11 protein-coding genes are annotated in these 16,747 nt (G+C 68.0%); 1 reads left to right on the top strand and 10 read right to left on the bottom strand.

The window, feature by feature from the left end; all coding sequences use genetic code 11:
* Nucleotides 1–51: 51 nt before the first annotated feature.
* From DVW87_RS06910 to DVW87_RS06870, 9 genes are all read right to left on the bottom strand, one after another.
* A complete protein-coding gene (locus DVW87_RS06910; protein WP_239017796.1) occupies nucleotides 52–1,371 on the bottom strand; it encodes a M1 family metallopeptidase in 1,320 nt (439 codons plus the stop codon).
* A 350-nt stretch (nucleotides 1,372–1,721) separates the two neighbouring features.
* The gene (locus tag DVW87_RS06905; protein WP_114686927.1) at nucleotides 1,722–2,420 is read right to left on the bottom strand and encodes a TetR/AcrR family transcriptional regulator; all 699 of its coding nucleotides are present in this window, start codon (nucleotides 2,418–2,420) and stop codon (nucleotides 1,722–1,724) included.
* A gap of 149 nt (nucleotides 2,421–2,569) precedes the next feature.
* Nucleotides 2,570–4,801 (bottom strand): TonB-dependent receptor, encoded by a 2,232-nt coding sequence (locus tag DVW87_RS06900; RefSeq protein ID WP_114686926.1) that lies wholly within the window; start codon nucleotides 4,799–4,801, stop codon nucleotides 2,570–2,572.
* A gap of 141 nt (nucleotides 4,802–4,942) precedes the next feature.
* Nucleotides 4,943–6,517, bottom strand: a complete 1,575-nt coding sequence (locus tag DVW87_RS06895) for an AMP-binding protein (RefSeq protein ID WP_114686925.1) — start codon at nucleotides 6,515–6,517, stop codon at nucleotides 4,943–4,945.
* 14 nt (nucleotides 6,518–6,531) lie between these two features.
* Nucleotides 6,532–7,842, bottom strand: a complete 1,311-nt coding sequence (locus DVW87_RS06890) for a spinster family MFS transporter (protein WP_114686924.1) — start codon at nucleotides 7,840–7,842, stop codon at nucleotides 6,532–6,534.
* A gap of 175 nt (nucleotides 7,843–8,017) precedes the next feature.
* Nucleotides 8,018–9,133: a DUF3089 domain-containing protein gene (locus DVW87_RS06885; RefSeq protein WP_181814741.1), complete on the bottom strand. Its 1,116-nt coding sequence runs from the start codon at nucleotides 9,131–9,133 to the stop codon at nucleotides 8,018–8,020.
* 23 nt (nucleotides 9,134–9,156) lie between these two features.
* Nucleotides 9,157–10,482 (bottom strand): glycoside hydrolase family 1 protein, encoded by a 1,326-nt coding sequence (locus DVW87_RS06880; protein WP_114686922.1) that lies wholly within the window; start codon nucleotides 10,480–10,482, stop codon nucleotides 9,157–9,159.
* Nucleotides 10,483–10,516: 34 nt separating this feature from the next.
* A complete protein-coding gene (locus DVW87_RS06875) occupies nucleotides 10,517–12,040 on the bottom strand; it encodes a carboxylesterase/lipase family protein (protein WP_114686921.1) in 1,524 nt (507 codons plus the stop codon).
* Nucleotides 12,041–12,194: 154 nt separating this feature from the next.
* On the bottom strand, nucleotides 12,195–13,274 hold the full coding sequence (locus DVW87_RS06870) for a DUF3089 domain-containing protein (protein ID WP_181814740.1): 1,080 nt from the start codon (nucleotides 13,272–13,274) through the stop codon (nucleotides 12,195–12,197).
* Between the two features lie 188 nt (nucleotides 13,275–13,462).
* On the opposite strand from DVW87_RS06870, the gene DVW87_RS06865 reads away from it, so the two are divergent.
* Nucleotides 13,463–13,870: a lysozyme inhibitor LprI family protein gene (locus DVW87_RS06865; RefSeq protein WP_114686919.1), complete on the top strand. Its 408-nt coding sequence runs from the start codon at nucleotides 13,463–13,465 to the stop codon at nucleotides 13,868–13,870.
* 57 nt (nucleotides 13,871–13,927) lie between these two features.
* On the opposite strand, the gene DVW87_RS06860 is transcribed toward DVW87_RS06865, so the two are convergent.
* Nucleotides 13,928–16,594, bottom strand: a complete 2,667-nt coding sequence (locus DVW87_RS06860; RefSeq protein ID WP_181814739.1) for a TonB-dependent receptor — start codon at nucleotides 16,592–16,594, stop codon at nucleotides 13,928–13,930.
* Between the last annotated feature and the right edge of the window lie 153 nt (nucleotides 16,595–16,747).

The following is a 16,747-nucleotide window of genomic DNA, read 5'->3' as shown; positions in this document are numbered from 1 at the left end:
CGCCTCGCGCTGCCCGCAGGCGATCTTCTTTGGCGAAACATCGAGGAACGGCTATCCCGGCCGAGCGGAACGGCTTTCCCCGAACACCCATTGGGCGAACAGCGGATGCAGATCGCGACCGCTCGCCGCCTCCATCGCCCGCTTCAGATCGATGCTGGTGACCGTGCCGCCCGCATGGTCACGGGTGTAGCGGCGCAGGCCGGACCAGAATGCGGCGTCGCCCAGCGTGACCCGCAGCTCGGCCATGAACAGCGCGCCCTTGCTGTAGTGGATGGCGCGTCGGACACCCAGTGTCGGGTAGCTGCCGCCCCAAGCCAGCGGCTTGTCGAAGCCGGCCGCCTGCGCCTTGTCGAGCCGCCTCCTCGCCACATCGAGCTCGGCATCGTAGGCGGCGCGGCCGTAGCGATGCTCCTTCCACGCGGCCGTCATGAAGGTCGTGATGCCCTCGTTCAGCCAGAAGTCCTTGAGCGTCTCGCACGTGATGAGATTGCCCCACCATTGATGGGCGAGTTCGTGGACGACGGCCCAATCCTCCGACGGATCATCCGGCTTCGTCGGCAACGCATCGGTGCCGAGGACGGAATATGTCGCCGCCTCCTGCGCCTCATCGCCTGCGACCAGAAGCTGTCCGTAGTCGGCGACGGGAAGCGGCAGGCCGGCCCTGGTGGAGAGAAAGGCGACCCTCTCCCTTGTTCCTGCCAGGCGTCGTTTCAGCTCGCCCGCATCGGCAATGTCGCTCAGATAGGTGAGCCTGTTCGATCCGGCCCGTTCGCTGACCTGCGTGAACGGACCCACCGCGAAGCCGTAAAGATAGGCCGAGTAGGGCCGGGGCGCCTTCCAGCGGTGGACCTCGCTGCCGTCCGGTCTCGGTCGCCGCTGGATCATGCTGCCGACCGACAGGCTGGTCATCCCGGCCGGAACACGCAGATCGAGCGAGAAGGCTGCTTTCTCGCCGAACTTGTTCTGGGAGCAGACCATCCAGTCGCACGCGAAATAGCTGGTGTAGAGCGTCGTCTCCGAGCCGGCGAATCCACGTGCCGGGCGGCCATGATAGGACAATTCGAGCTTCATGGCGTGTCCGCGCCGGAGCGGCCGGGGCAGGTCGAAGCCGAGTACATCGCCTTCCACACTGTGGGGGATCGCCACGCCGTCGAGGGTGGCAGTGTCGATGCTGAGCGCATTGGCGGAGAAACGCAGGCGACGGACGCCCTCCATGGTCGCGCGCAGCAGGATCGTCTCTCGTCCTGCTACGGTCCTGTTCCGGATGTCAGGGGTGAGCGCGAGCCTGTAGCTCGCCACTTCGAACCCCTCGCCGGGCGTGTTGGCGGCAAGCGCGGGGCTGCACACCAGCCCCAGGGCCGTGCCGCCCAACCATGGTGCAGACAATCTGCGGATCACTGGCGCCCCCCAAAGGCCTGGCCGACACGCCAACCTATGGCTTTCATGGACGGCGGCCAACATTCAGGAGCGACCGCGGTGCCCGTCCCGCAAACGACCCTCTGGCAGGACAGCCGCCTTGCTCGCTGGCTTCCCGTCCGTCCTCCCGGTCCGCCTTACCGGACCTGTTCCCGATTGCACTTTCCCGGATGCCGGGCGCCGTTCACCATGACCTGCCCGATCTGGCGGGAACGGTAACGCGAGCATGTCCAGCCCGCGGCGGATGCGCTCGGCGCGGCCTCGATCTCCTTTATCGGCGGATCAGCGGGTGTTCCTTGCGTCGTTCAGCCGGCTGTCGTCTCGCGCGCCCCGGCCCGATCGCGGCACACGCTCAGGAAGCCGCTCGCCATGAACCGCGCCATGCGATCCTTCACGGCCGCGAAATCGTCGGACCGGCACAGCCCGCCGGAGAGCTGATCGATGCGGCCCGTCCGGGCAAGCGTGAGCATCAGCGCACCCGTGACGAAATGGTAGCCCCAGAACAGATCCTCTTCCGGGCAATCGGGCAGCGCCTGGCGGAGCAGCGCGATGAGGCGCAGCACCACGTCGTCGAACAGGGTGTCCATCAGCTCGGCGCCCCATTCGGGCGTGTTGCTGACCAGCGCGCCGAGCTGGCCGTAATGCCGCCAGCCTTCGTCCGCCTGGCTGTACAGGTCCAGGTCGGTGTCGAGATAGGCGCGCAGGGCGCCTTCCACGGTCGGCTTGCCCGCCGCCTCCCGCTCATAGGCGTCCAGCGCCTCCATCCGGCGCTGGATGGTGACGGGCGCGCGCCGTGCCAGAACCTTGTCGAACAGCTCCTTCTTGTCGGCGAAATAATAATGGAGCAGCGACGTGTGCACGCCCACGCGCTGCGCCACGTCCTTCAGCGTGACGCCGTGGAGCCCATGCTGCGAAAACAGATACTCCGCGGCATCCAGGATCTGCTCGAGGCTTTCCGCACGCTGCTCGGCCTTGGTGCGGCGCTTGGGCTTCGGCTCTGCCATCGTTTCGTCTCCAACCATCGCGACTGCCGCTTGCGACGAGCGGTGCGCCTCCGGCGGATATCGCCATCGGCGGCGCGTTTGTCGACCGCCATGCCCCACGCCGGCGCTCCGGCAGGCGTGGGGAGATGCTGGTGTGGAGCGCGCCGGCGTCAGAAGCTGCGGCTGACCCGCACGCCATATTGCCGCGGGGCACCGGCAAGCCGCCGGGCGCCGTTGATGGCGGCGACGTAATGCTGGTCGGTGAGGTTGGTGGAATAGCCGGCGATCGACCAGTCGCCGGTGGCCAGCGTCAGCTGCGCGTTGACGATGTTGCGCGCCTCCAGACGGTCGCCCAGCAGCGTGTTCTGGAACAGCGTGCCGAAGGTGGGCGCGATATGGGCATAGTCGACGCGCGGCGTCAGCGTCGCCTCGCTGCCCAGCGCGATGGCATATTGCGCGCCGACGCTCAGCGTGAACTTGGGCGCATAGGATTGCTCGCGTCCGGTCAGGTCGATGCAGCGGGTGGTCACCGGGCCGCCGGTCGGGTTGCAGCGCGCCGCGGCGCCGCCCAGGCGCGGGTCGATCGCGAAGAAGGTCGGCAGCTTCGAATTCGACACCGACGTGGCGAGGTCGAGGCTGAGCGCGCCGAAACTGCCCTGTGCCGATGCTTCCACGCCGTACAGCTTGGTCTTGCCCGGCACGTTGAAGATCGACGAGATGCCCGGGTTCAGCGGGTCGACGATGCTGATCTGGTAGTTCTCATACTCGCTGTAATAGCCGCCCAGCTGCGTGCGCAGGTGGCCGTCCAGGAAGGTACCCTTGTAGCCGATCTCGTAATCGGTGACGTCCTCGGCCTCGAACGAACGGGGCGGAATGCCGCTGGTGTTCGGGCCGTTCAGCCCGCCCTGCTTCGCGCCGGTCGCGACAAAGGCGTAGAAGAAATTGTTGCGGTTCACCGTCCAGTTGATCGCGATCTTGCCGTTCACCTTCTTGTCGACGGCCTTGTCGTTCTGCGGCAGCGTCAGGATCGGCCTCGGCAGGCCGGGGATGATAGCGGTGGCAACCGCATCGTTGGCGGAGGTGGTGCGGGACCAGCGCGCGCCGACCTGGATCTGCAGCCCGTTCACCACTTGGTAGCCGGCCTGGCCGAAGGCGGCGAGGGCGGTCTTCGGATTGGTGCCGGCGATCACCGTGTCGAACACCAGCGGGCTGATCGAGTTGGGCGTGTTGTCGGAAATGTACCCGCCATTGGGCGGAATGGTGATGTTGTCGTGCTGGTAGTAGCCGCCGAGCACCCAGGTGAACGGGCCGGTGTCGGGCGAGACGATGTTGATCTCCTGCGACCAGACTTCCTCCGAGATGTTGTCGCGGAAGTTGTTGGCGGGCGCTGTCGGCGTGCCGGGCGCGGCGGTGCCGTCGCTGTCCAGGCTCACCTGCGTGGTGCCCTTCTGGAAGCCGCTGATCGAGCGGAGCACGAGCCCGCTGTCGAAGGTGTAGCTGGCGTTCAGCACCACGCGGCCGAACTCGTCGCCGCCCGACAGCGGCGCGTTGTTGGCGACATCCAGGGGATCGCCCTTTGCCGTCGCCAGGCCCGCGGGAAGGCCGCCATAGGTGATGTTGTTGTAGTCGCCCTTCAGCAGCACGCGCACATGGCTGTCGGGCTGCCACAGGATGCTGGCGCGCGCGCTGTAATCCTCGCGGTTGCCCGGATTGCCGGTCCACGGACCCGAGACGTTGTAGAAGGTGTCGCGCTTCTCGAAATTGCCCGCAAAGCGGATCGCCAGCGTCTCGCCCGACGGGATGTTCAGCGCGCCCTGCAGCTTCACGTCGTTGTAATTGCCATATTGCGCCAGCGCATAGCCGCCGACGCGGTCGAACGTGGGGTTCTGCTCGGTGATGAACACCGCGCCGCCCGTCGCATTGCCGCCCGCAAAGGTGCCCTGCGGCCCGCGCAGCACCTCCACGCTGGCGATGTCGTAATAGGGCTCGCTCTGGAAATAGCCCGGCAGGGTGGCGACACCGTCGCGATAGGTGATGACGCCCACGCCGATCGCGCTGGTCTGCTCGGTCTTGCCGATGCCGCGGATGTTGAAGGCGTTGCCCTGGCCGGTGTTGTTCACCGTCAGCGACGGGGTGGCGAACTGCAGCTGCTCCACGCCGTTGACGCCCTTGCGCACGAGGTCCTCGCCGGTGAGGACGGTGGCGGCCACGGGCGTGCGCTGGAGGCTGGTGGAACGCCGCTCGGCGGTGACGACGATGTCGTTGCCGTCCGTTTCCTGTGTCGCCGGTTCGGTGGCGGCGGCAACGGGATCGGTCGTGTTCGTGGATACCTGCGCCTGGGCCACGCCCGCGCTCATCATCATCGCGCCGGCCGACGCCGACAGCCAGAAGCCTGCCTTCATTATCCCCTCCACTGCAGCGGATGCTCTTTCGGCATCCGATTTCCTTTGATGAGCCGACCGGCTTCAAAGGTCAACATTCATTAACACAACAATCAACGTTTGAGCCGGGCTGATGCCTTTCGGCAACACCGGCGCCGGCGCTCAGCCAAGCTCGCGGCGCAAGCGAGCCTTGTCGATCTTGCCGGTATGCGCGAGCGGCATGGCATCCAGCAGCACCACGGCGTCCGGCATCCACCAGCGGGGAATGCGGCCGTCCAGCGCCTGCCGGACGTCGTTCTCGCCCAGGCGCTCACCGGCGCGCTCTTCCACCACGACCACCGGCCGCTCGCCCCATTTGGGATCCGTCCGCCCGATCACCGCCACCAGCCCGACCGCGGGCAGCGCGCCGACGATCGCCTCGATCTCGCCCGGGTTGATCCATTCCCCGCCGGACTTGATGAGGTCCTTGGAGCGGCCGGTGATCTGGAGGTTGCCGTTCGCGTCGATCACGGCGAGATCGCCCGTGTCGAACCAGCCCGCCGCATCCGTCGCCGGCTCGTCCTGCCCGAAATAGCGGTCGATCACGCTGGCGCCCTTCACCAGCAGCCGTCCTTCGGCGCCGCGCTGCCGGGCAAGGGGCACGCCCTCTGCGTCGGCGACGCACAGGTCGACGCCGACGGGCGCGCGACCGGACCTGCGCGCGTCGCGGTTGTTTGCGCCCACCGGCGAGATCGTGCCCAGCGGCGACAGCTCGGTCATGCCCCAGCTGGTCTGCACCGTAACGCCCAGCCGCTGCTCGATCCGGTCCATCAGCGCCTGCGGCACGGGCGCGCCGCCCAGAATGACGCGGTTGAGCGTCGGCAGGTCGCCCCCGCTGGCCTCGAGATGGTCGATCAGGCCGAGCCACACGGTGGCGACGCCGATCGCGACGGTGACGCCTTCCCCGCGGATCAGGGCCGCCATCCGCGCGCCGTCGGTCAGGCGTCCCGGCAGCACGAAGGTGGCACCCGCCGCGGGCGCGGCAAAGGCGAGGCCCCAGCCGTTGGCATGGAACATCGGCACCGCCGCCAGCACCACGTCACGCGCGGTGAGCGCCATCACGTCCGCCTGCAGGACGGTGAGCGTCTGGAGATAATTGGAACGGTGCGTGTAGAGCACGCCCTTCGGCGCGCCGGTGGTGCCGGAGGTGAAGCACAGCCCCGCCTCCGTCTCCTCGTCAAAGCCGCCCCACGCGACATGGCCGCCGCGTTCGTCCATCAGTTCCTGCTGTTCCCACAGCCGCGCGCGCGCCAGCACCGGGCGCTTGAGCTCGGCGGTGCTGGGTTCGTCGAGGATCACGACATGCGCGATCGTCGGGCAGGCGGCGGCGATCGCCTCCACGGTGTCGGCCTGGTCGGCGCTGGCGACGAGCACGCGGTCCTGCGCCTGGGTCACCATCTCGATCATCTGCGCCGGCGCGATCCGCGGGTTGAGCGTGTGACAGGTCACGCCGAGGCCGAGCGCGGCATACCAGCTTTCCATATGCCCCTGCGTGTTCCAGGCCAGCGTCGCGATCCGGTCGCCGGTCTTCAGGCCGAGCGCGGCGAACGCGCCCGACAGCCGCATGCTGCGCTCGCGCAGGCCCGCATAACCGATCCGCGCCGGCGAGGGCCCGCTGCCGGTGACGATGGCGGTGTCGCCATGCCATTTGGCGGCATGATCGATGAACTTGTGCAGGAGAAGCGGGAAAGGCTGCATGTCGGGCTTGGACCTCAGGCGGCGCCGCGCTCGTCCCGGCCGAGCAGGCGGGCAAGCGCAAGGAACAGGGCGATGGCGATCAGGTAGAAGGGAAGGAGGCTGTAGAAGGCGAGCTGCAGCGGATTGTCCGGATGGGCGGTGCGCAACAGGTCGCTGACCGCGCCGAGATAGGTGGGGCCGAGCCCCAGCCCGATCAGGTTGGACACCAGCAGCGCCAGCGCGCCGGCCAGCGTGCGGTGGCTCGCCGGAACCCGGTTCTGGACCAGCGCGGTGGTGGGCGACAGGTAGAAATAGTTGAAGATCGTCGGCCCGATCAGGAATACCAGCGCCAGCGGCCAGGTCGGCGCGGCGACGAAGCCGAGGAACGGCAGCACGGCGAGCGCGAGCCCGGCCGCAGGGATCAGCGCATAGGCGCGGCGCGAGCGGTGCGCGAAGCGGTCGACCAGCCAGCCCGACGCATAGATGCCCGCGCTCACCCCGATGCCGAGCAGAAGGGCGTACCACAGCGCGATCTCGGGCAGGGTCATGCCCTTCTCGCGCATCAGGAACAGCGTGGTGAAGTTGAGCGAGGCGTAGGTGACGAACTGCGTCGCGCCGGCGGCGATCGCGGCAAGCCGCAGCACCGGGTCCGCGAAGAAGGCGCGGGCGGCGGCCAGGAAGCGGGGCCGCTCCTGCGCGGTGGAAGCCGGCAGGGGCGCCGGATCGGTGGCGCCGCGTTTCGGCTCGCGCACGATCGTCCACACAATAGCGGCGGTCACGATGCCCACCGCGCCCAGCGCCACAAAGGCGGAGCGCCAATCGTAGCGGGCGGCGATCGCCGCGCCAAAGGCCACGCCCAGCGCCTGTCCGATCGGCGGCCCCAGGTTGAACAGGCCCAGCGCGCGGCCGCGCTGCTCGCGGGCGAAATAGTCCGAGATGATCGAATAGGAGGGCGGCACCCCGCCGGCCTCGCCGACGCCGACCGCCATGCGCGACAGCACCAGCTGCGGATAGCTGGCGGACAGTCCGCAGGCGATCGTCGCCGCGCTCCACAGCGCGCAGGCGATGCTGAGCACGCGCACGCGGTTGGTGCGATCGGCCAGCCAGGCCACGGGAATGGAGATGGTGCAGTAGAACAGCGCGAAATAGAGGCCGCCGATGCGCCCGAGCTGCGCATCGCTGACGCCCAGCTCGTCCTGGATCGGCTTGGCCAGGATCGACAGCAGCTGGCGATCGAGGAAGTTGAGGACGTAGACGAGGCACAGGACCGACAGGACCAGCCAGGCATATCGGTTGGTGTGCCCGCCCGGAGGTGCCGCACCGCTTGCCGCCCTTTGCTCTGCCATTGCCCGCTCCCGGATTGTGCGGCTCTGCGTCCGCCGATTGCCCGTTGATGGCAGGCAGCCCTCCTGCATGTCAACGTTCACTCACGTAATAATCAAAATCTCGGCGGCGCCCGGTGAGCGATGCCAGCTGCCGCGATCGCCAATCCGCCCAGCGAGGAGGTGGCGATCCGCCCGGTCATCGTGCGCTCCAGGCAGCGACGCGGTCGTTCGCGTTGCGCCGCAGGCTGTCGTAGAAGAAGCCGTAGTCGTTCAGGTGATAGCTGCCGAACACCAGCGACAGCGGGTCGATGAAGCCGGACGGCGCCGACCAGGGCACGTCCACGTCGAGCATCCCGTCGCGGCACACGGCGCCGGTCAGGTGCGGAACGAGCGCCGGCAGGCGCTTGGCCGAGGTGCCGAACGGCGCCGCAGGGAAGGGCAGGCTGCCGGCATTGCCAGTAGCGGGTGCCGCACCTGCCACGCGCCAGGTGAGCGGATTGACGCACACCGCCTTGGCCTGGCCGGATGTCCTGAGCGCGCCGCGCCACCAATAGCTCTTGTTGTCGATCACCATTCGCGCGCTACCGCGGCCGGCTTCCGCCGTGTTGTAGGACAGCACGCATCCCGTCTGCCGCGCGTGGTTGCAGACCGGCAGGCCGAGCTCGCCGAAAGTATCGGGCACATAGCCGCCGATCAGGAACGCCGCGACCAGCTGGCGGCGGTACGGCGTCTTGAGCACTTCCTCCTGCAACAGGCGGATCGCATGCGCGGTGCCCTGGCTGTGCGAGGCGATGAGGAACGGCCGGCCGCCATTGTCATGCGCGAGGTAGTGGCGGAACGCGCGGGCGATGTCGGCATAGGCGACGTCCATCGCGCCCGGCACGCCGAGCCCGGCAAGGCTCGCCTGGCGATAGCGCGGCACGTAGATGCGGCAGCAGCCGTTGAACACGCTCGCCTGATCGAGCAGCACGGGCGCGTTGAGCGGCGCGGCCTTGTCCGAAGCGTCGAACGGCGCCAGCCACATGCTGTTGCCCTTGAACGTGGTCGGATGGACGAAGAACACGTCCGCCCGCGCCTGCGTCTCGTTCACCGCCGCGATGCCCGGTGGTGTCGAGCGTTCCAGCCCGTTGCGGCCGGGAAGGGCGAGCCAGGCCGCCGGCTTCGCATAGTCCGGTGCAGGCGGCACGTGTCGCGGATCGAACGGCGTGGCCGGAGCACGCATCGCCGCGATCAGGCCCCACCCGCCCAGCGCGGTGAAGGCAAGGATCAGCAGCAGCAGGAGAACGCCTGCGCAACCGGAGGCGCGCTTCACCCGCCTGCGCCCCCGGCCGTTCCTCATATGCGGTTGGCCCTGGCGCGCATGCCGAGATACGCCGCGCTGGGCTTGGGGGTGCGTTTGAAGGTGGTGCGGTCCACCGCCACCAGCCCGAACTTCTTGGCGTAGCCGGAGGTCCATTCGAAATTGTCGAGCAGCGACCAGTAGAGATAGCCGCGCACGTCGAGCCCCTCGTCCAGGCACTTGCCGACCTCGGCCATGGTGGCCTTGATGAAGGCTACCCGCTGCGTGTCGTCGTTGGTGCCGAGACCGGTTTCGGTCAGGTAGATCGGCTTGCCGATGTGCCTGGCGGCAAAGCGGATCGTCGCGCCGATGGCCGAGGGATAGTTCTCGTATCCCATGTCGGTCACCGGCACGCCGGCCTCTGGCTTCATCAGTCCCTTGGCATCGAAGCGCAGGCGCGAATAGGTCTGCACGCCGACGAAATCGGCCTTGCGAGCCGCCTCCAGCCAGCCGCCATATTGCGTCTGCTCGGCCCAGGCGGCGCGGTTGTTCGGGCCGACGCCCTGAATCTCCTGCATCGTCAGCGAGATGCCGACCGGGAAGTTGCCGGCGCTTGCCTTGATCGCGGCCGTGGCCTTGGCATGCCCGTCCAGCATCACCGGATCGATCTTGTCGGGGTCGCCGAACAGCATGGACGAGAAATTCGGCGAACTGGTGCGCCGCCGGGCCGCCGCCACCATCGCGCGGGCGTTTTCCGCCGCGGCGTCGCTGGCGAAGCGCGGCAGGATGCGGCGCAGGTCGAGGATGTTTGCCTCGTTGAAGGTCGTCGCCATGCCGATCAGCGGCCCCAGCCGGTCGGTCGCCCTGGCGCAGAAGCGCGCGAACAGGTCGGCGCCGTCCGCCACCTCGAACCCGCCGCGCATCGCGAACCACAGGGGCACGGTGAAGTGGTTGTAGGTGACGATCGGCAGCAGCTTGCGCGCGTGGCACGCCTCCAGCACGCGCACATAATGGTCGAGCGCGGCCTGCGAGAACATGCCCTCCGCCGGCTCGATCCGCGCCCATTCGATGCCGAAGCGGTAGCAGTTGAGGCCGAGCGACGCGGCGATGTCGAGGTCTTCCTCGTAGCGATGATAGCTGTCGCAGGCATCGCCCGAGGGGTCGACAAAGGCGGTCGGCTTGTTCGTCTCCAGCAGCCAGCTGTCCGAGGCGGTGTTGTTGCCTTCGCTCTGGTGCGCGGAGATCGCCGTGCCCCACAGAAAGCCCTTGGGCGTGGCGCGGGGTGCCGCCAGCGCGGGCGAGGGCGCGCCGGCCAGCGTCGCGGCCGCAGCGGCGCCGGCGACGATCTGGCGCCGGCTGAACTGGGTATCGGTGTCCGTCATGTCTGCTCCCGGATCAGCGTGTCGACGCGAAGGCTCAGGGCTTGGGCGTGGCGGCCCATTTGGCGGCGGCATCGGCCATGGTCGCGGCCTTGGCCTGTTCCTCGATGGGGGTGAGCTTCGCCGCGTGCGGCTTGGCCTGGATCACCAGGAAGTCGGTCGGCTGCCCCGTCACCGCCGGCCAGCGCACCGCGCCGGGGCCGTTGGGATCGCCCGTCCTGGCGAAGCGCACCCAGTAATCGCCGATCTGCTGCGAGGTGCGGCGGTCGTCCTCGTCCCAGCGGTGTTCCGCGGCCGGATTGCCGAACAGGTACTCGATCTCGCCGCCATGTTCGGTGCCGGCGCTGCCGGCGCGCTGGTCGGACGTGACCTGGTCGAAATAATAGGCATAGGCGCGGTTGCCCGACGCGGCATGCCGGTCGGCCAGCGCCAGCGAGGGGAGGACGAAGGCGAGATCCTCGGCCAGGTCCACCGTTGCGGCGTCCACCGGCTTGCCGGTTTTGGCGACATAGCCCGCCTGAAGCGCGGCGAAGCGATCGCCCAGCAGCCCGCGGGCGGCGGCCTCAGTCATGCCGCCGAGCGTCGCCTCGTTCGAGTTCGAGCCGATGATCAGCGGCACCCGCGCCTCCGTGTTCGCGAAAAACGGCTCGCCCGGGCTCTGCTTCACCACCTTGCCGTCGAGGAACGGAAAGCCGCGACCCTTGATGACCTCGTCCAGCGGGATCGCGCGCAGCTGCTCGGGGGTCGCGTTCTTCAGGCCCAGGCTGGCGGTCCACATCTCGCCGACCGCCTCTGCGTTGATCGCGCCGCCGCGGATCGGCGGCAGCGGGCTGGCGCCGGAGCCGGATTCGGAGATCGCCTTGTGGAACAGGCCCTTCAGCTCGGGCGACCCCATCAGCAGTTGCACCGACCCCGCACCGGCGGACTCGCCGAAGATGGTGACGTTGGCGGGATCGCCGCCGAAGGCCGCGATGTTCTTCTGCATCCAGCGCAACGAGGCGATCTGGTCCATGATCGCATAATTGCCGAGTGCGCCGTTCGGGTTCTCGCGGGTCAGCGCGGGATGGGCGAAGAAGCCGAGCCGGCCGAGGCGGTAGTTGACGGTGACGAGCACCACGCCGCGCGCCGCGAGGGCCGAACCTTCGTACAGCGGCACGCCGGCCGCGCCATAGGTGAAGCCGCCGCCATGGAAGAACACCATCACCGGATATTTGCCCGGCGCTTTCGGCCGCCAGACGTTGAGGAACAGGCAGTCCTCGCTCTGCGTGCCGACCTGCGCCCAGGCCTCCTTGCGCGTCGGCTGCGGGCAGGCGGCGCCGTACGCGCCGGCGTCGCGGGTGCCGCTCCAGCGCACGGCGGGCTGCGGCGGCTTCCAGCGCAGGGGGCCGACCGGCGGGGCGGCATAGGGGATGCCGCGAAAGGCGATCACCTTCTGGTCGGCGATGCCGACCACCGCCCCAGCCTCGGTCTTCACCGGTGCCGGGCGGGACTGCGCGATGGCACCCGCAGGCAGCGTGGCCGCCGCCACGCCGAGCAGAACCATGCCGATCCTCATACCCATCGATCCTCTCCTTTCATCCGTGCACAAGGCCGTGCCGGTCCCCCCTGTTTGCTCGAGCGGGAGTTGCAGGGATCAGCCTGCCGCAGGGCATTCCATTGGTCAAGACGTTCACTCGAAAATCAATTAACCTTCGGGAAGGACTTGCTGGGGGAGGTCAGTCCCGCCGCGACATGCGCCAGGCGGTGACCCGCTCGATCGCATTCTCGCGGAGGTTGGCGTAGAACAGCCCATAGTCGTTCAGGTGGTAGCTGCCGGCGAGACTGCTCAGCGTGTCGCCAAATCCGCTTGCCGATGCGTTGAGCTTCACCTCCAGCATCTGGTCGCGGCAAGCGGCGCCGGTGATGCCGGGCTGGAGGTCGGCCAACTGCACCGCGCGATCGGGAAACGGCGCCTTGGGCAGCGGCAGGCCGCCCATGTGCTGCTCCGGCCCGGCTGCCGCCCCGGCGCGCCAGTTCAGCGGGTTGACGCAGATGGCGGGCGGATCGCCCTGCTTCCGCCATTGGCCCTGCCATTGGTATGCCTTGCCCTCGATCACCATGCGCGCAAGCTTGGTCCCCTTGCTGGCATTGTAGGACAGGACGCAGCCGGTCTGGCGCGGCGCGTCGCAGGTCGGCAGGCCGATCTCGGCAAAGGAGCGCGGCACATAGCCGCCGATCAGATAGGCCGCGACCAGCCGTTTCTGCAGCGGCGTGCCGGCCACTTCGCGCTGGAGCAGTTCCACCGCATGGCCGCTGCCCTGGCTGTGGGAGGCGATGATGAACGGCCGCCCCCGGCCGATCCGCTGGATGAACTGGCGAAAGGCACGGGCCACGTCCGAATAGGCGAGCGCGGTCGCCTCCCGGTCCTTCAGCCCGGCCAGCGAGGCCTGGCGGTAATGCGGCGCATGGATCCGGCAGCAGCCGTTGAACACGCTGGCCTGGCCCAGCAGCACCGCCGGCTCCAGCTTGGCCTGCGCTCGCGGCGCGTCATAGGCGGCGTTCAGCGCGCCGCCGTCCACGGTCGTCGGATGGATGAAGAAGACGTCGGCCGGCGCCCGGGCTTCGTCGATCGGGGTCATGCCGGGGGGTGTCGATCGTTCGAGCCCGTTGCGACCGGGCTGCGCGAGCCATGCATCGGGGCGGGCATAGTCAGGAGCGGGAGGCACCGCAGCGGCCTCGAACGTCGCCACGCGGCCGCCGCCCGCGCAGGCGCCGACGGCCAGCGCGCCCGTACAGACCAGGAGGAGCCGCGGCATGCGGCGACGTCGAGGCGAGACGGCATGTTCGTTCATGGAACCACTCTCCGGCACTTACGTTCACTAACACAACAGTTAGTGTGTGGAATGGTTCATCCGCACCCGTTGATCGGCAGGGGCGTGGTACCCTGCAGTGAACCGCAACGTCCGCGCCAGCCGATGCCGGCAGGGGTGCGAGGGAGTGACCTATGACGAGACGATTCTTTTCCCTGGCCGCCGCCGCCGCCGCCGCGCTGGTGGCGTCCGCCGTTCCTGCCGCGGCGCAGACGGCTGGAGCGTTCATGACGAACCCGGCGTTTCGCGACCCTGCGCCCCGACGATGCACCTCCACCGTCGAACTGCAGCATTGCGCAGCGCATGACCTGCGCGTCGCCGATGCGCAGATGAGCGCCCGCTATTCCGCGCTTCGCAAGCGGCTGGGCACCCGGGCGCGGCAACGGCTTCTCGTCGAGCAGCGGCAATGGCTGAAGCAGCGGGACCGGGGGTGCATCGAGCGTGGCCGGGGTGGCGGCTCGATCGCGTCGCTGAACGTGGCGCAATGCTGGGTCAGCGTCACCAGGGCCCGCACGCGGGCGCTGGCGACCTGGCGCGCCTGATCGCGGCGCACTGCCCCCGGCGGTAAGGCGGGTGGCGGCAAAGCCACCCGCGTGGGATCAGAAGTTGGCGCGCACGCCCAGGCCGAACGTCTGGTCGCTCAGGAAGAAGGCGCCCGGCCTGTCCTGCACGGAATAATATTCCGAGCCCCGCTGGTTGGTGATGTTCGACACGTCGGCAAAGATCGCGATGTTCTTTCGCAACTGATAGGTGGCGCTCGCATCCCAGATGCCGAAGGACCGCCGGATGCGTGGCAAGGCCAGTGCCCCGCCGGGATTGAGGTTGATCGGATACCCCTCGCGCCAATTGTAGGCGATGCGCGCGCGGAACTTGCCGAGCTCGTACGTGCCGGTGGCATTGTAGAGATTGCGCGAAAGCCCCGACAGCGGCTCGGAACGCTGCAACACCGAATTGTAGCGGCTGGAATTGATGTGCGTGAAGCTGAAGCGCGCGCCCAGGCCGCGAAGCAGGCCGGGCAGGAAGTCATATTGCTGCTGATAGCCGAACTCGAAGCCGTCGACCTTCGCGGCATCGGCGTTGACCAGCTGTTCGATCTGGAAGGTCTGGCCGGCGATGAGTTCCGGGCGCGAGACGCGCTGATAATATCCGTCGATATCCTTCTTGAAATAGCCCGCATAGACGAAGCCGGGACGGCCGAAATACCATTCCACCGTCGCGTCATACTGGTTCGCCTTGTACGGCATGAGCTCGGGATTGCCGCCCGAACCCTCGAGCGTATCGTAATCGAGCGTGCGCGTCGGGGAGAGATCAACAAAGGCTGGCCGCGACACGACCTTGGAATAGGCGCCGCGCACCACCAGATCGGGCGTCACGCGCAGGGCCAGGTTGATGCTCGGCAGCCAGTTGCCGTAGCTGCGGTCGATGAGCACGGGCTCGAACGCGCCGGTTGTGGGCGCGGTGCGATAGCCGTTCGCGTTCTGCTTGATGCTGCTGTAGCGCAAGCCAACATTGCCCGTCAGCCGCATGCTTCCGATCTCCTGCCGGATCTTGGCCATCACATAGGCGGCGCGCCCCTGTTCGCGGAACGAATAGGCCAGAAGCGGCTCGATCGGCGGGAAGTCCTCGGGAAGGCCATAGGCCTGGAGCAGCTCTCCGAATTGATTGCGGATCAGTTCCGGCTGCGGACGCAGCCAGGCCGTGTCGGTCAGGTCGAACTGGCCCGCGAACAGGTCGTCCGGCGTGGCCTCGATGATCGACCCGGGCGTCCTCGTTGCGGGACGCCCGATCAGGCTGACGCCCTCGTCATAGCCGGTGCGGTCCGCGGTGCGCCGGCTTATCCGCACGCCCCATTGCAACGCCTCCAGGATCGGCAGGTCGAAATCGGCGGTGATGTCCAGCCGCCCGGCCCGCTCTTCGCCGACATTGGGATAGTGATAGGTCGAGATGCGGTCGGCACGGTAGGCCGCGGGGTTCAGCAGGTCGACGCCCTGATAATCGTAAAACGGCGTCTTCCGCGTCAGATCCATGTAGAAGGACGGTGCGATGCCGCCCGTGGTCAGATCGCGGCGGACTTCGCCCTTGTTGCTGCGGATGATGCTGGCATCGCCCTCCGCCCTGAGGCGGCCCGAATACAGCTTGAACCCGACGGCGCCCTGCCAGACATAGTTGCTTTCGTCGACCAGGTAGGTGGTCGACTGAAAGGGCACGTTGCGGAACGTGCCGGTTTCGAAGGTCAGGTTGTCCGGACGAACGGTGTAGGCGCCGGGGGCCAGCGTGGCACGTGCGCCGTACAGGGCCGTGTTCAGTCGCGCGGCGATGAACGAATGGTCCTGCGTGCCGTTGTACTTGTTGTACAATCCGTCCGCATAGATCTCTAACTTGCCCGCCTCCTTGTACTGGATGCGCCCGCCCAGCGCCCAGCGCTCGAACGTGCCCAGCGAGTAGCGGGTGGTCAGCGTCGTCGGAACGTAGATGCTGTCGGCGGCATTGTTGTTGTTGGTGCGCCCGTCGCCGCTGCGATCGACCAGGTTGCGGCGATCGGCATAGGGATCGATGGCAAGCCGATCCGTCCGGAAATCGCGCTTGTCGTACAGGCCGGAGATCAGCACGCCCAGCTTGCCGCCGCCAACCCGCCAGTTGTTGCCGATCAGCCCCGAAAAGCTCGGGTTCACGCTGTCGCTCAGCCGACGGTAGATGCCGCGGGCGGTGACGGAGGCGGTGAACTTCTTGAGGTCGGCCGGGCTGCGCAGCTTCACGTCCACGGTGCCGCCCAGGCCGGATTCGATCTGGTCCGCCTGCGGCGACTTGTACACGTCCACCCGGCCGACCAGACCCGCCGGAATCTCGCCCAGGTTCAAGGAGCGGCCCGCGCCCGAGAAGATCGAGCGGCCGGCCAGCGACGTGGTGATCTGGTTGAGCCCGCGAACGCTGACGCCCGAGCCCTCTCCCGTGAACTCGTTGCGATCGAGCGCGATGCCCGGCACGCGTTGCAGCGATTCCGCGACGTTGAAGTCGGGCAGCGCGCCGATGTCTTCCGCCACCACCGAATCGACGATCTGGTCGGATTCACGCTTGGTATCCTGTGCCGATCGATCGCTTGCGCGGGTGCCGAGCACGATGATGTCGCCATCGCGCGGCGCCCCGTCGGGGGTGGCCGCGGCGCCCGGCTCGGTCTGCCGTTCCTGCGGCGCTGCCCCTTGCTGGGCCTGCGCCTGCACGGCAATGGCCAGTGCGGCTGTCCCGATCAGCCAGCGAACTCCCCTCATCATCCCCTCCCTCGCGCGATGCCGGCCTGCCACCGGGCTATTGCTGAATTGGTATGATAAGTATGCTGGCGCCGTCAAGGAATGTTGTATGTTCAATTATGCCGCGTCAGCTGCCGCGTTGCGCATGAGCGCTCGCGCACTCCGCCGCCTGCG

Origin of the sequence: Sphingomonas aracearum, from assembly GCF_003345355.1 — a bacterium.
GTDB classification, from domain to species: domain Bacteria; phylum Pseudomonadota; class Alphaproteobacteria; order Sphingomonadales; family Sphingomonadaceae; genus Sphingomonas; species Sphingomonas aracearum.
This window is presented reverse-complemented; position numbering and strand designations above follow the sequence as displayed.